This is a genomic window from Roseococcus sp. YIM B11640 (assembly GCF_049727625.1).
Lineage (GTDB): Bacteria > Pseudomonadota > Alphaproteobacteria > Acetobacterales > Acetobacteraceae > Roseococcus.
In genome coordinates, this window is the sequence record NZ_JBBJOZ010000001.1 from 876,570 (window position 1) to 889,189 (window position 12,620).

12 protein-coding genes are annotated in these 12,620 nt (G+C 68.4%); 8 read left to right on the forward strand and 4 right to left on the reverse strand.

Annotated features, from left to right (window positions below; all coding sequences use genetic code 11):
- The first annotated feature begins 3 nt into the window (after nucleotides 1–3).
- The gene (locus WJM96_RS04490; RefSeq protein ID WP_424811224.1) at nucleotides 4–744 is read left to right on the forward strand and encodes a DUF2076 domain-containing protein; all 741 of its coding nucleotides are present in this window, start codon (nucleotides 4–6) and stop codon (nucleotides 742–744) included.
- A 59-nt stretch (nucleotides 745–803) separates the two neighbouring features.
- A complete protein-coding gene (locus WJM96_RS04495) occupies nucleotides 804–1,646 on the forward strand; it encodes a LysR family transcriptional regulator (protein ID WP_424811225.1) in 843 nt (280 codons plus the stop codon).
- A gap of 1 nt (nucleotide 1,647) precedes the next feature.
- Here WJM96_RS04495 and WJM96_RS04500 read toward each other — a convergent pair whose 3' ends face one another.
- Nucleotides 1,648–3,741: an acetate--CoA ligase family protein gene (locus WJM96_RS04500; RefSeq protein ID WP_424811226.1), complete on the reverse strand. Its 2,094-nt coding sequence runs from the start codon at nucleotides 3,739–3,741 to the stop codon at nucleotides 1,648–1,650.
- A gap of 37 nt (nucleotides 3,742–3,778) precedes the next feature.
- Complete coding sequence (locus WJM96_RS04505) at nucleotides 3,779–4,858, reverse strand: M20/M25/M40 family metallo-hydrolase (protein ID WP_424811227.1); 1,080 nt, start codon at nucleotides 4,856–4,858, stop codon at nucleotides 3,779–3,781.
- A gap of 47 nt (nucleotides 4,859–4,905) precedes the next feature.
- Here WJM96_RS04505 and WJM96_RS04510 point away from each other — a divergent pair, with 47 nt between their 5' ends.
- Genes WJM96_RS04510 through WJM96_RS04530 form a run of 5 tightly spaced genes read left to right on the forward strand, consistent with a single transcriptional unit; the run spans nucleotide 4,906 to nucleotide 9,845 of the window.
- Nucleotides 4,906–6,024, forward strand: coding sequence for a pyridoxal-phosphate dependent enzyme (locus WJM96_RS04510; RefSeq protein ID WP_424811228.1), 1,119 nt, complete (start codon nucleotides 4,906–4,908; stop codon nucleotides 6,022–6,024).
- The gene (locus WJM96_RS04515; RefSeq protein ID WP_424811229.1) at nucleotides 6,021–7,520 is read left to right on the forward strand and encodes a M81 family metallopeptidase; all 1,500 of its coding nucleotides are present in this window, start codon (nucleotides 6,021–6,023) and stop codon (nucleotides 7,518–7,520) included. Before WJM96_RS04510 ends, WJM96_RS04515 begins: the two co-directional genes overlap by 4 nt.
- Nucleotides 7,517–8,611, forward strand: a complete 1,095-nt coding sequence (locus WJM96_RS04520) for an alanine racemase (protein ID WP_424811230.1) — start codon at nucleotides 7,517–7,519, stop codon at nucleotides 8,609–8,611. The genes WJM96_RS04515 and WJM96_RS04520 overlap by 4 nt, the downstream gene beginning before the upstream one ends.
- Nucleotides 8,608–9,018 (forward strand): 4Fe-4S dicluster domain-containing protein, encoded by a 411-nt coding sequence (locus WJM96_RS04525; protein WP_424811231.1) that lies wholly within the window; start codon nucleotides 8,608–8,610, stop codon nucleotides 9,016–9,018. Before WJM96_RS04520 ends, WJM96_RS04525 begins: the two co-directional genes overlap by 4 nt.
- Nucleotides 9,015–9,845, forward strand: a complete 831-nt coding sequence (locus WJM96_RS04530; RefSeq protein ID WP_424811232.1) for a heterodisulfide reductase-related iron-sulfur binding cluster — start codon at nucleotides 9,015–9,017, stop codon at nucleotides 9,843–9,845. The genes WJM96_RS04525 and WJM96_RS04530 overlap by 4 nt, the downstream gene beginning before the upstream one ends.
- A 268-nt stretch (nucleotides 9,846–10,113) precedes the next feature.
- Here WJM96_RS04530 and WJM96_RS04535 read toward each other — a convergent pair whose 3' ends face one another.
- Together WJM96_RS04535 and trxB are read right to left on the reverse strand one after the other, a co-directional pair.
- Nucleotides 10,114–11,007, reverse strand: coding sequence for a LysR family transcriptional regulator (locus WJM96_RS04535; protein WP_424811233.1), 894 nt, complete (start codon nucleotides 11,005–11,007; stop codon nucleotides 10,114–10,116).
- Nucleotides 11,007–11,978, reverse strand: coding sequence for a thioredoxin-disulfide reductase (trxB, locus tag WJM96_RS04540; protein WP_424811234.1), 972 nt, complete (start codon nucleotides 11,976–11,978; stop codon nucleotides 11,007–11,009). The genes WJM96_RS04535 and trxB overlap by 1 nt, the downstream gene beginning before the upstream one ends.
- 144 nt (nucleotides 11,979–12,122) lie before the next feature.
- Here trxB and WJM96_RS04545 point away from each other — a divergent pair, with 144 nt between their 5' ends.
- The gene (locus WJM96_RS04545) at nucleotides 12,123–12,581 is read left to right on the forward strand and encodes an Lrp/AsnC family transcriptional regulator (RefSeq protein ID WP_424811235.1); all 459 of its coding nucleotides are present in this window, start codon (nucleotides 12,123–12,125) and stop codon (nucleotides 12,579–12,581) included.
- The last annotated feature ends 39 nt before the right edge of the window (nucleotides 12,582–12,620 follow it).

Genomic DNA, 12,620 nt, shown 5'->3' on the forward strand with positions numbered 1-12,620 from the left:
CCCATGACTGACGAAGAACGCCGCATCATCTCGGACTACGTGGCCCGTGTTTCCGGTGCCCAGCAGCCCGCCGTGGCGCCATCCAGCAGCCCCTGGGGAGGCCGTATCCCGCAGACCGGGCCGCAGGCCGCCCCGCTGCCGCCGGTGGACCCGGAGGCAGACCGGCTGATCTCGGACCTTTTCACCCGCTACCCCGAGGCGCGCTACCGCATCACTCAGACGGCCTTCGTGCAGGAGCACGCGCTGGTCGAGGCGCAGAACCGGATCCAGCAGCTCGAATGGGAGCTGGAGAACGCGACGCGCCAGGCGCAGGCCTCGCAGAGCCGCGGCCTCTTCGGCCTGGGCGGCAGCCGCCCGGCGCCGATGCCCCCGCGGCCCGAGCCTCAGTATCCGCCCAATTACAACCCGCAGGCGTTCCAGGGCCGACAGGGCCCGGGCTTCCTCGGCACGGCGCTGACCACGGCGGCCGGCGTCGCGGGCGGCATGTTCCTCGGCAACATGCTGATGAACGCCTTCTCCGGCAGCCACGGCGCGGCCTCGGCCGCGAGCGCCACTTCCGGCGGCTTCGCGAACGAGGCGGTTCCGACCTCCTCGGCCTGGACCGATCCGGGCGGGGCGGCGGCCGCGCAGGGCTGGGGTGGCAATGATGCCTCCGGCGGCGGCTACGACGATCCCGGCGCCGGCTACAGCAACGATGCCTCGGGCGGCTACGACGATGGCGGCGGCTACGACGACGAGATCTGACGAAAAGGGCGGCTCCGGCCGCCCTTTTTTTTGGGCACGCCCGGGCCGATAAAGGGCCGATGCGCGTCCCTGATCTCGACCTCGACCTGCTGCGCGGCTTCGTGACCGTCGCCGAGCGCGGCGGCTTCACCCTGGCCGGCCAGGCCCTCGGCCTCACGCAATCGGCCATCAGCCTCAAGGTGAAGCGGCTGGAGGAGATGCTGGGCAAGCCCGTCTTCCTGCGCGGCGCCAAGCAGGTCTCCCTGACGCGCGAGGGCGAATCCCTGCTGGCTTATGCGCGGCGGATGCTGGCGTTGAACGAGGAGGCGGTGCGCCAATTCGTGGCGCCGCCCGTCTCCGGCCGGCTGCGGCTGGGCGTCGCCGACCATTTCGTGCCGCGCCACCTGGCGCCGGTGCTCGCGCGCTTCGCCCGCACCTGGCCGGAGGTCCGCATCGAAGTGGAGGTGGGCCGCAGCCACGAGCTGCGTGCCGCGCTGGCGCGGGAGGAGCTGGATCTCGTACTGGGCAAGCGGCGCGACGGCGAGACGGAAGGCCGCGTGATCTTCACTGAGGCCGTGGTCTGGGTGGCGAGCCCGGATTTCGTGATCCCGCGCGACCGCCCCCTGCCGCTCGCGATGCTCCCGCAGGGCTGCATGTTCCGCGACCGCGCGCTGACCGTGCTGGCGCGGGCCGGCATCGCCTTCGAGGTGGTCTACACCTCGCCGAGCCTCATGGGCATCGCGGCCGCGGCTCAGGCAGGCTTCGCCATCAGCGTGCTGGGCCGCACCGGCCTGCCGGATGGGTTGGTGGAGCTGGAGGGCCTCCCGCCGCTGGGCACGGCGGAGATGTGCATCTTCGGCGACGCGGCCGGCCAGTCGCCCCTGGTGGAGCCGCTCCTGGCCGACCTGCGCGCGGTGGGGTGACCTACTCGCCGATCTCCAGGACGGCGTCGGCGGCGTAGGCGCCCTCGCCCTCGGGCAGCACCAGCATCGGGTTGATGTCGATGGAGAGCAGGCGCGACCCCGCCGCCGCCGAGAAGGCGGAGAGGTTGGACAGCGCCTTGGCCAGCGCCTTCACATCCGCCTTCTTGCGGCCACGCACGCCATCCAGCAGCGGGAAGCCCTTGAGGCTGCGGATCATCGCCTCGGCCTCCACCGCGTCGAAGGGGCAGCGGCGGAAGGCCACGTCCTTCAGCACCTCGATGAAGATGCCGCCCAGGCCCACCATGGCCACGGGCCCGAAGACCGGGTCGCGCACCATGCCGAGCGCCATCTCGACGGCGCCCTTGATCTGCTTGGCCACCAGGACGCCCTCGAGCCGCGCGCCCGGCGCGCGCTCCTTCGCGCGGGCGATGAGCGTGGCGAAGCCCTCGCGCACCGCATCCTCGCTGGCGATGTCGAGCAGCACGCCGCCGATCTCGCTCTTGTGCAGGATGTCGGGGCTGAGGATCTTCAGCACCACCGGGAAGCCGAATTCGCGCGCGGCCTTCACCGCGGCATCGGCATCGGCACAGCCGCGCTCAGGCACGGCGGGGATGCCGGCTTCGGAAAGGATCCGCTTGCCCTCGGCCTCGGTGGGTGTCTGCGCGGGCAGCGAGACCTTGGGCAGGGTGGGCGAGGGGGCCGCGCCCTTGGCGAAGGCATCGCCAAAGCGGCCGAGCGCATGCAGCGCCGTCACGGCGCGCGTCGGATCCTCGAAGACCAGGAAGCCCTCGGCTTCCCATTCGCGCACCATGTCGGGCGGGGCGATGATGGAGAGCGCCCAGACTCGGTCCGGATGCTCGTCCATCACGGCCTTGAGCTGGCCGCGGATCTTCGGCGCCACGGTGCGCGAGCCGCCGACCTGCGAGAAGAAGATCAGGCAGGACTTGTACTGCCCATCCACCGCCATGCTGCGCGTGAACTCGCCCACCATCTCAATCTGGTTGATGGCCTGGGCGGTGCAGTCCACCGGGTTCCGCGGCGCGCAGAAGGAGATGAGGCCGCGCAGCTTTTCCTGCGCTGCCTGCGGCATGGCCGGCATGGGGAAGCCCACGGCATCGGCCGCATCGGAAATCAGCACGCCCGCGCCGCCCGAGACGGTCATCACGCCCAGCGTGTTGCTCGCCGGATAAATGCGCTTGGTCGCCGCATAGGCGATGTCCAGCAGCTCTTCCGTGTTGCGGGCGCGGACCACACCGTATTCCTGCAGCACCGCGTCGGTGATGGTGTCGTCGCCGGCGATGGAGGCGGTGTGCGACTGCGCGGCCGCGCCGCCGAGTTCGCTGCGGCCGACCTTCATCATCACGATGGGCTTGCGGTTCTTGCGCGCGAGGTCGAGCGCGGCGAGGAACTTCTCGCTCTCGCGAATGCCCTCGGCATAGGCGCAGATCACGTCGATATCCGGCGATTGCGCCATCCAGCCCAGCACGTCGCCGAGCGCGACCTCCGCCTCATTGCCTGTGGTGACGACGATGCCTGCGCCGATGTTGCGGTCGCGCGCCAATGAGAAGAGATGCGTGCCGTAGGCGCCCGACTGGCTGGCGATGCCGATGCGCCCACCCTTCACTGGCCAGCCGCTGTCGAAGGAGGCGGTGAAGGTCGCGTAGAAGCCGATGGCGTCGTTGAACAGGCCGAGGCAATTGGGGCCGAGCAGCCGCATACCGTGCTTCTTGGCGGCGGCGACCAGCTTGTCCTGCTCGGCGGCGCCGGCCTCGTCAACTTCGGCATAGCCAGCGGTGAAGACGATGACGGCCTTGCAGCCCTTGGCGCCCAGCGCCTCGATGGCCTCTAGCGCGGCCGCGCCCGGAACGGCGACGATGCCGACATCGGGCACGGCCGGCAGGCTCGCGACATCCGGATAGGCGGTGAGGCCCTGCACCGTCGCCCGCTTCGGATTGACGGGATAGATGGCACCCTTGAAGCCGCGCTCCTTCATGTAGGAGATGGGCCGGCCGCCGATGCGCGTGGGCTCGTCCGAGGCGCCGATGATCGCGATGGAGCGGGGGCTGATCACCGGGTCGAGCGAAGAGAAATCCATCAGATGCGTTTCCTCGGGTAGCCGACCGTTCGGTCGGTCAGGCGCTCAGCATCCTTTGGAAGATTGCGACGGCTTGCGCAAGATCACCCAGGGCGACGTGCTCATGCGGCGTATGCGCCGTCTCGATCCCGCCCGGCCCCAAGACGACGCAGGGCGCGATGGCCTGGAGCTCGGAGGCATCGGTGCCGTAGGGGGCCGTCCGCGGGGCCTTCCCGGATATCTCGGCGGCCCGGCGGATCAGCGGATGGTCTTCCGGCAGTTCCGGCGGCGTGCCTTCATAAGCCTCTTCCAGATGCACGCCATTGGCGCGCGCCGCCGCGCGCATGGCTTCCACGACTGGCGTGGGATCGATGCGGCGGCTGTAGCGGAACTTGATCCGCGCCGTGGCCTTGGCGACGGTGACGTTCACAGCCGTGCCGTGGTTGTCGATGACGAGGTTGAAGTCGCTGAAGGGTGGCTCATAGGCGGTGTCCTGCAGCGAGGGGTCGTTCCGCAGGCGCTCGAACATCGCCTTGGCCTCGGCCAGGAAAGGGATCAGCGCCCAATTGGCGTTGGTGCCCAGGCCGGTCGAGGAATGGGCTTGCACGCCCTCCGCTGTTGCCGTGAAGGCGATATGGGCGCGATGGCCGCGCACCGGGTGCAGGTGCGTGGGCTCGGCGACCACGATGCCTTTCAGCTCCGCGCGGCGGGCGAGCTGCGAGCGCGCTGCGATGGCGCGGGCGCCTTCCTTGGTCGTCTCCTCATCGGTGGTGAGGATGAGCGTGGCCCGTGCGCTCGCCTTGGCGGCCATGATGCAGGCGGCCACGGGCCCCTTCATGTCCACCGAGCCGAGGCCGTGGAGAATGCCGTCCGCGATGCGGCCGCTCCAGGGATCGTCCGCCCAGCCGGTGTCGGGAACCGTGTCCATGTGGCCGGAGAGAGCCAGGCCGCCCGGGCCGCCGCGATGTGCCACCAGCACACGCTTCGCGGCGCCGCCGGCATCGGTGTAGTCCAGCTGCTCGATCTCGAAGCCGTCGAGCTCGGCCTCGATGCGGTCGGCGACGGGGATATTGCTCAGGCGGCTGCGGCTATCGATCCGCACCAGCGACTGCGCCAGGCGGGAGAGGTCATTTTCCATGGGGGCGAGGCTTGCCCGAAGCCGGGCCCCGCGCAACCCTGGCAGCCATGACCAGCTACCTCGACCCGCGCTCCGGCCAGACCTATTCCCTTGAGAAACCTCGGTGGTGCGGCGACGACGGCGCGCCCCTGTTGCTGACCGACCTTCCGGGGATCGGCCGGGATGACGTGGCGCGGCGCGTCCGCAGCATCTGGCGCTATGCCGCCGCACTCCCCTTCCTGCCCGCCCGGCCCATCAGCATGGGCGAGGGCTGCACGCCGCTGGTGGAGCAGGAGATCGGCGGCGCGACGGCGTTGCTGAAATGCGAATGGTTCATGCCCACCGGCAGCTTCAAGGACCGCGGCGCCTCCGTGATGCTCTCGCTGCTGCGCGCGCAGGGGGTGGACGCAGTGCTGGAGGACAGCTCCGGCAATGGCGGCGCGGCCATCTCCGCCTACGCCGCGGCGGGCGGCATGGCGGCCACGATCTACGTGCCGGCGAGCACGAGCCCCGCCAAGACGGTGCAGAGCCGCGCGGTGGGCGCCGCCATCACGCTGGTCCCCGGCTCTCGCCAGGATTGCGCGGACGCCGCCGAGGCCAAGGCGAAGGAGATCTTCTACGCCAGCCACAACTGGCAGGCCTTCTTCCTCCAGGGTACCAAGACCCTCGCCTATGAGCTGTGGGAGGATCTCGGCTTCCAGGCGCCGGACAATGTGATCGTGCCCTGCGGCGCGGGCTCCAACGTGCTGGGCGCCTATATCGGCTTCTCGGAGCTGCTGCGGGCGGGGCAGATCGCAAAGCTGCCGCGCATCTTCGCCGCCCAGCCGGCCAATTGCGCTCCCATCGCTCGCGCGGCGCTGGGGATCGACCCGGTGGAGGCCAAGCCGACCATCGCGGAAGGCACCTCCATCGCCAAGCCGCTGCGGACCGCGGAGTGTCTCAAGGCCATGCGCGAAAGCGGCGGCGGCGCGGTGATGCTGAGCGAGGAGGAAATTGCGGCGGCGGCGCTGATGCTGGCCGGGCGCGGTGTCTATGTGGAGCCGACCTCGGCCCAGGCGGCGGCGGCGGTGCCCAAGCTCATCGCCTCGGGCAAGATCGCAGCGCGCGAGACGACGGTGGCGGTGCTGACGGGTACTGGCATTAAGGCCACGCAGCGATATGCGGAGATGGTGGGCGTCGCGATATGAAAAACCCCCGCGTCGCGCTTCTGGGCTTCTCCATCGAGTGCAACCGCTTCGCGCCGGTCGCGACCGAGGCGGATTTCGCCTATCGCTGCCTGCTGCGCGGCGAGGCGATCGTCAGCGACGCGCGCAGCAACGCGCCCCAGGCGCTGGGCGAGATGCCGGGCTTCGTCACCGACATGGACGCTGCCGGGCCCTGGCAGCCGCGCCCGATCGTCCTGGCCATGGCGGAGCCCAACGGCCCGGTGGACCACGCCTTCTTCGAATCCCTCATGGAGGAATGGCGCACCGGGCTGCGTGCGCTGCGCGGCCAGGTGGATGGCGCCTTCTGCGTGATGCACGGGGCGGGGCTCACCACGGTCCTGGATGATCCGGAGGGCGCGGTGCAGGCGCTGGTCCGCGCAGAGCTTGGCGAGATCCCGTTTATCTGCAGCTACGACCTGCACGCCAATGTTTCCGATGCCAATGTCGCGCTGAACGATGCCTATGTCGGCTACCTCACCAACCCGCACATGGACATGCGCGAGCGGGGCGCAGAAAGCGCACAGCTCCTGCGCCGGCTGCTGGCGGGTGAACGCTTCGTGCGCGCGCATCGCCGCCTGCCTATCGTGGCGCCGACCGTTTCGTTGCTGACGGCGCAGGGGCCCTATGCCGAGGTGATCAACCTCGGGCAAGAGCGGCGGGCAGCTGATCCGCGTATCGTCAATGTGTCCGTGATGGCGGGCTTCGCCTATGGCGACACGCCCTTCAATGGCATGTGCGCCGTCGTCACCGGGACGCATCAGGGTGCCGTGGACCGTCTGGCCGATGAGCTGGCTGAGGCTGCGTGGGCGCGGCGCGACCGTTTCGTGGCAAAGCTCACCAGCCTGGACGAAGCGACCGAACGGGCGCTGACCAGCGAGGTTCCCTTGGCCTTCGCCGATGTCGCCGACAATCCCGGCGGTGGGGGAAGCGGCAACACGATGTGGCTGCTGGAATCCTTCCATCGCGCGGGGGTGCAGGGCGCGGTCTTCGGCGTGATCCACGACCCGGAGCTGGCGGCGGAAGCGCATGCGCTTGGCCAGGGGGCCGTCTTCGAGGCCCGCTTCAACCGTTCCGCCGCGCAAGACCCGTTCCGCCGTCCTTTCGCGGCGGAGGCCAAGGTGATGGCGCTGTCGGATGGGCATGTGACCGGCCGGCGCGGCATCTTTGCGGGCACGGCCATGCAGCTCGGCGCCACGGCCTGGATCCAGCTGGGCGGCATCTCCGTGGTCGTCATCAGCCAGCGCACCCAATGCGCCGATCCGGCCTTCCTGGAGCATCTCGGTATCGATGTCGCCAAGGCGCGTGCCGTGGTCGTGAAGTCCCGTGGTCATTTCCGCGGCGGCTTCGACGAGTTCTTCCAGCACGAGCAGATCGTCGAGGTGGATGTACCCGGCCTGACCTCGCCCATCCTCACCCGCTTCGCCTGGACCAAGCTGCCCCGGCCCGTACTGCCGATCGATCAGGACGCTTCCCGATGACCACTCTCGACGATATCCAAACCCCCGCCCTGGTGCTCGACCTCGGTGTGCTGAAGCGCAACCTCAAGCTCATGACGGATGCGCTGGCGCGCCATCCTGGCGTGGTGCTGCGCCCGCATATGAAGACGGCGAAGTCCGTCGAGGTCGCCAAGCTTGCGGCGCCGGGTTTCGGCCCGATCACCGTCTCGACGCTTGCGGAGGCCGAGTACTTCGCCAAGGCCGGCTGGATCGACCAGATCTACGCCGTCGGCATCACGCCGCAGAAGCTGGAGCGCGTCGCTGCGCTCAACGAGTCTGGTGCCCGCATCAAGATCATCACCGACGATGTCGAGATGGCAGGGAAGATCGCCGCGCATCCCGGTCAGCTCGCGGCGCTGGTCGAGGTTGATAGCGGCGAGCACCGCGGCGGCACGGTTCCGGAAGGCGCCATGGAAGTGGCACGCGCCCTGGGCAGGAAGATGCTGGGCACCTTCACCCATGGCGGCCATTCCTATGCCGGCCGCAGCGTCGCGCAGATGGAGGAAGTCGCGGAGGCCGAGCGCAAGGCTGTGGCCGACACCGCCCAGGCCATGCGCGATGCGGGCCTCAAGGTGAAGATCACCTCGATGGGTTCATCGCCGACCGCGCTCTACGCCAAGAGCCTGGAGGGCGTCACCGAGGTGCGCGCCGGCGTATACATGTTTGGCGATCTCTTCCAGGGCCAGATCGGCACGCATGCGATGCAGGACATCGCGGTGACGGTGCTCTCCAGCGTGATCGGCAAGCGCCCGGACCGAGGCACGGTGCTGCTGGATGCCGGCGGCCTCGCCATGAGCAAGGATCGCAGCACCGAGGCCGCGCCGAAGGACTATGGCTTCGGCCTCATGCTCGATATCGATGGCCAACCCAGCTTCGGGGATGCCATCATGCGCCGCGCCTATCAGGAGCATGGCGAGGTGCTGGTGCCTGCCGGCGCGTCCTTCCGGATCGGCGACAAGGTGCGCGTCGCGCCGAACCACACCTGCATGACCGTGGCCGCCCATACGAAATACCATGTGGTGGATGGCGGGCAGGAGGTGATCGGCGTTTGGGACAGGGTGAATCATTGGTGACGACCGGCCACGCCAATCTGTCGGAACTGAGGGAGAGCGAGACGGCGCGCATGCTCGCCGCCTGCTCGGAATGCGGCGCCTGCTTCGACGCCTGCCCGATGGTGCCCTACGCGCCGGATGCGCGGGGCGCCGAGAAGTCCGAGGCGGTGCGTGGCGTGCTGGATGTGCTGACGGGCGGGCAGGGCAATGCGGCGGCCCGCGGCTGGATCGCGGCCTGCACCCGCAGCGGCAGCTGCAACGAGGCCTGCCCCGAGGCCGTGAACCCCATGCTGATGCTGCGCCTGGCCAAGTGGCGGGCAAGCGAGACGGGCGCCTTGCCTAAGCGGGATTCGGCGGAGGTCATGTCGCGCGTGAAGGTCTTCGCGCGCCTGAGCTTCACCGAGGAGGAGCAGAGGGACTGGCTATGACGAAGACCACCTTCTGGTACGGCTGCAACATGACGCGCCATGGCGAGATCATTCGCCTGAGCGAGCGTATCCTCCGCGCCGTGGGCGTCGAGGCCGCGCCGCTGGGCGGACCTTCGGCCTGCTGCGGCAGCCCCAAGGAGAGCACGCCCAAGATCGCCGAAGCCATGGGCGACCGCACCATGAAGACTTTCAACGACAGCGGCACGCCGCGGGTCATCACCTGGTGCCCTTCCTGCCACATGAACCTCGACGACTTCATGGGGCAGACGAACGACCAGAACTTCGACAGCCGTCATCTCTGCGAGGCGCTGCACGAGCGACGCGACGCCCTGGTGCCGCTGCTGACCCAGACGGTCAACGCGCGGGTCTTCGTGGACCGGCATGTGGGCTTCAACGGGCGCGTTCCGGTGAACGAGATCATCCCGGAACTGCTGGGTATGATCCCGGGCGTCAGCGTCGCTGACCACCCCTACCGCGCCCCCAGCTACATGTGCTTTGGCCTGGCCCCGATCCCTGGCGCCTTGGCCGATGCCCAGCGGGCGACGCTCGCCGCGATGCGGGAGACGGGCGCCGACACCCTCGTCACCATCTTCCATTCCTGCCATCGCGAGATGATCGGGCTGGAACGGGACCATGGGATCCGGGTGGTGAACTGGGTCCACCTCCTCGCGGAAGGCATGGGGCTACCCTATGAGGACGAATACAAGGCTTGGCGCAACGCGCCCGACCCGGTGGCCGCCATCGGAGCGGAGCGCGTGGCGGCAGCCGGCGAGGTGGCGGTTCAGAAGCTGGTGGTGCCGGAGCTGACGCGTCCGCGGACGATCTGATTGCTTATACGGAATAGATTTTTCCGCATTCAAATCAAAGGTCTGCCTGACCGGACAAAAAAAGAAGCCCCGCGAGGCTTTCGCCAAGCGGGGCAGTCATACAGGGAGACTTCACGTCTGGAAGACGCAGGATCGGGAGACCCTATCGACGTCAAAACCGTCGATACCTATGAATCTAGGGATTTTGCTGCCCTGCGAAAGACGGGTTTCCATGCATCAGCAATGCAGAAATTGCATGGACAACCCGTAAGGTCCCTAAATCTGCAATTCAGTGGGAATTGCCGGCTAGCTCCGTCACCAGGAAGTCGCGGAAGACCGAGACGCGCTTCGAAGCCCGCATTTCCTCCGGGTAGACGAAATAGGCGTTGATCTTCGGCGCCTTCAGGTCAGGCAGGACGGTCAGAAGGCCTTCCAGCTCCGGGCCCATGTAGTCCGGCATGGCGGCCAGGCCGAGGCCCGACTGCACCGCGCGGAGCATGCCCGTTAGGCTGTTCATCTCGACCGTGCCGCGCCGGCCCTGGCCCGGACGGCGCCCGACCTCGGCGAGCCAGTTGATGTCCTCGACCGGGGGCCGGTAGTCGCCCCAGATGATGAGGCGGTGGGCGTCCAACTCCTCCGGACGCTGCGGAATGCCGTGGCGCTTCAGGTAGTCCGGACTGCCCACGATCCTCCAGCCGAAGGTCGCTACATGCCGCTGAATCAGGTCCGGCTGCCGCGGCGGGTGCATGCGAATCGCCACGTCGGCTTCTCGCATGGCGAGGTCGAGATCCGCATCGTCCAGCACCACGGAGACGTTGATCTCCGGGTACATCTCCATGAAGCGATGCAGCCGCGGTCCGAGCCAGGAACCACCGAAGCCGGTCGTCGTCGTGACCTTGAGCCGGCCGGCTGGTCGCTCGCGGCCCTCGGTGAGCAGCGCCTCGGTCATGGCGAGCTTGGCGAAAACCTCGCGAACCGTCCGGTTCAGCGTCTCACCGGCCTCGGTGAGGATCAGCCCGCGCGCGTGCCGGTGGAAGAGCGGCACCGAGAGGGCCTCCTCCAGCGCCTGGATCTGGCGCGACACGGCGGATTGCGAAAGGGCCAGCGTCTCACCCGCATGGGTGAAGCTTCCGGCCTCTGCGACCGCGTGGAAGACGCGGAGCTTGTCCCAGTCCAATGGCATCAGGCGGCCGCCTTCTCTTGGGCGTGTTCGATCTCGGCGAGGAACTTCTCGGCATCCAGGGCAGCCATGCAGCCCGTGCCGGCGGCGGTCACCGCCTGGCGATAGACGCGGTCAGCGACGTCGCCGGCCGCGAAGACGCCGGGGATGTTGGTACGCGTGCCGCCCGGCTCCACCACCAGGTAGCCGCCATCATCCATGGCAAGCTGGTCGCGGAAGAGGCGGGTCGCAGGGTCGTGGCCGATGGCGACGAAGATGCCGTCGACCGGCAGCTCCCTCGGCTCGCCGGTCCGCGCGTGGCGAAGCTTGAGCGCGCGTGCGACGGGGCGTGGGGCATCGCTGCCCAGCATCTCCTCCGTCAACATGTCCCAGAGCACCGTGATGTTCTCCTTGGCGAAAAGCCGCTGCTGCAGGATGCGCTCGGCACGCAGGGAATCCCGCCGGTGCACCAGCGTGACGTGCTTCGCGAGGTTGGAAAGGTAGAGGGCCTCCTCCACCGCGGAATTACCGCCGCCGATGACCGCGACATTCTTGCCGCGGAAGAAGAAGCCATCGCAGGTGGCGCAGGCGGAGACGCCGAAGCCTGAAAGCTCTTGCTCGCCGGGAATGCCGAGCCAGCGGGCCTGGGCGCCGGTCGCGATGATGACGGCTTCGGCCAGGTACACGTCGCCGCTGTCGCATTCGGCACGGAAGGGCCGGCGCGAGAGGTCGACCTTGGTGACGAGGTCGTACTTGAGCTCGGTGCCGACATTCTCTGCCTGGGCACGCATCTGGTCCATGAGCTCGGGGCCCTGGATGCCGTGCGCGAAGCCCGGGTAATTCTCCACATCTGTCGTGATGGTGAGCTGGCCGCCAGGCTGCATGCCGGCGACGAGCACTGGCTTCAGCCCGGCACGGGCGGCATAGATGGCGGCAGTGTAACCGGCCGGGCCGGCGCCGATAATGAGAAGGCGGGTGGGGTGGGTTGCAGGCACCTGTTAAGTCCGGCTCATGGCGTGTGTTGGACGCATATCTGCCCATCTTGCGATGCGGAACAAGGCCGCGACTTGCATATCGCAGCTTCCGCAATGATATTGCGCGATATGGCGGCTACAGGCAACGATTCGACTCGGAGGAACATGTCAGAGCTGGACGCGATCGACCTGCGGATTCTCGCGGAACTCCAGGCGGACGGTCGAATCACCAATGTGGAGCTGGCGAGTCGGGTGGGCCTCTCGGCTCCGCCCTGCCTTCGCCGCGTCCGGCGACTCGAAGAGAGCGCGGTCATCCGCGGCTACCATGCGGATCTTGATCCGGCCGCGCTGGGCTTCGAGGTGACCTTCTTCGCCATCGTGGGCCTGGAGAGCCAGAAGCAGGCGGTGCTGGACGCCTTCGAGGCCGAGGTCATCGGCTGGCCGGAGGTGCGCGAGTGCCACATGATCCGGGGCGGCGGGGATTTCCTGCTGCGCCTGGTGGCGCGCGACACCCCGCACGAGAATGAGCTCACCAGCCGTCTGACCGGCGCGGCCAACGTGCTCCGCGTGCAGACCCTGCAGACCATCCGGACCGGCAAGAGCGCCACGGGCGTTCCCTTCTAGAATTCCTTTCATTTCGTGACACAAGCGTCATAGGCTTCC

Bases quoted from the DNA above. Each gene is read 5' to 3' on its own strand.
- WJM96_RS04490 (WP_424811224.1), top strand. From the start codon at position 4: ATGACTGACGAAGAACGCCGCATCATCTCGGACTACGTGGCCCGTGTT.
- WJM96_RS04495 (WP_424811225.1), top strand. From the start codon at position 804: ATGCGCGTCCCTGATCTCGACCTCGACCTGCTGCGCGGCTTCGTGACC.
- WJM96_RS04500 (WP_424811226.1), bottom strand. From the start codon at position 3,741: ATGGATTTCTCTTCGCTCGACCCGGTGATCAGCCCCCGCTCCATCGCG.
- WJM96_RS04505 (WP_424811227.1), bottom strand. From the start codon at position 4,858: ATGGAAAATGACCTCTCCCGCCTGGCGCAGTCGCTGGTGCGGATCGAT.
- WJM96_RS04510 (WP_424811228.1), top strand. From the start codon at position 4,906: ATGACCAGCTACCTCGACCCGCGCTCCGGCCAGACCTATTCCCTTGAG.
- WJM96_RS04515 (WP_424811229.1), top strand. From the start codon at position 6,021: ATGAAAAACCCCCGCGTCGCGCTTCTGGGCTTCTCCATCGAGTGCAAC.
- WJM96_RS04520 (WP_424811230.1), top strand. From the start codon at position 7,517: ATGACCACTCTCGACGATATCCAAACCCCCGCCCTGGTGCTCGACCTC.
- WJM96_RS04530 (WP_424811232.1), top strand. From the start codon at position 9,015: ATGACGAAGACCACCTTCTGGTACGGCTGCAACATGACGCGCCATGGC.
- WJM96_RS04535 (WP_424811233.1), bottom strand. From the start codon at position 11,007: ATGCCATTGGACTGGGACAAGCTCCGCGTCTTCCACGCGGTCGCAGAG.
- WJM96_RS04545 (WP_424811235.1), top strand. From the start codon at position 12,123: ATGTCAGAGCTGGACGCGATCGACCTGCGGATTCTCGCGGAACTCCAG.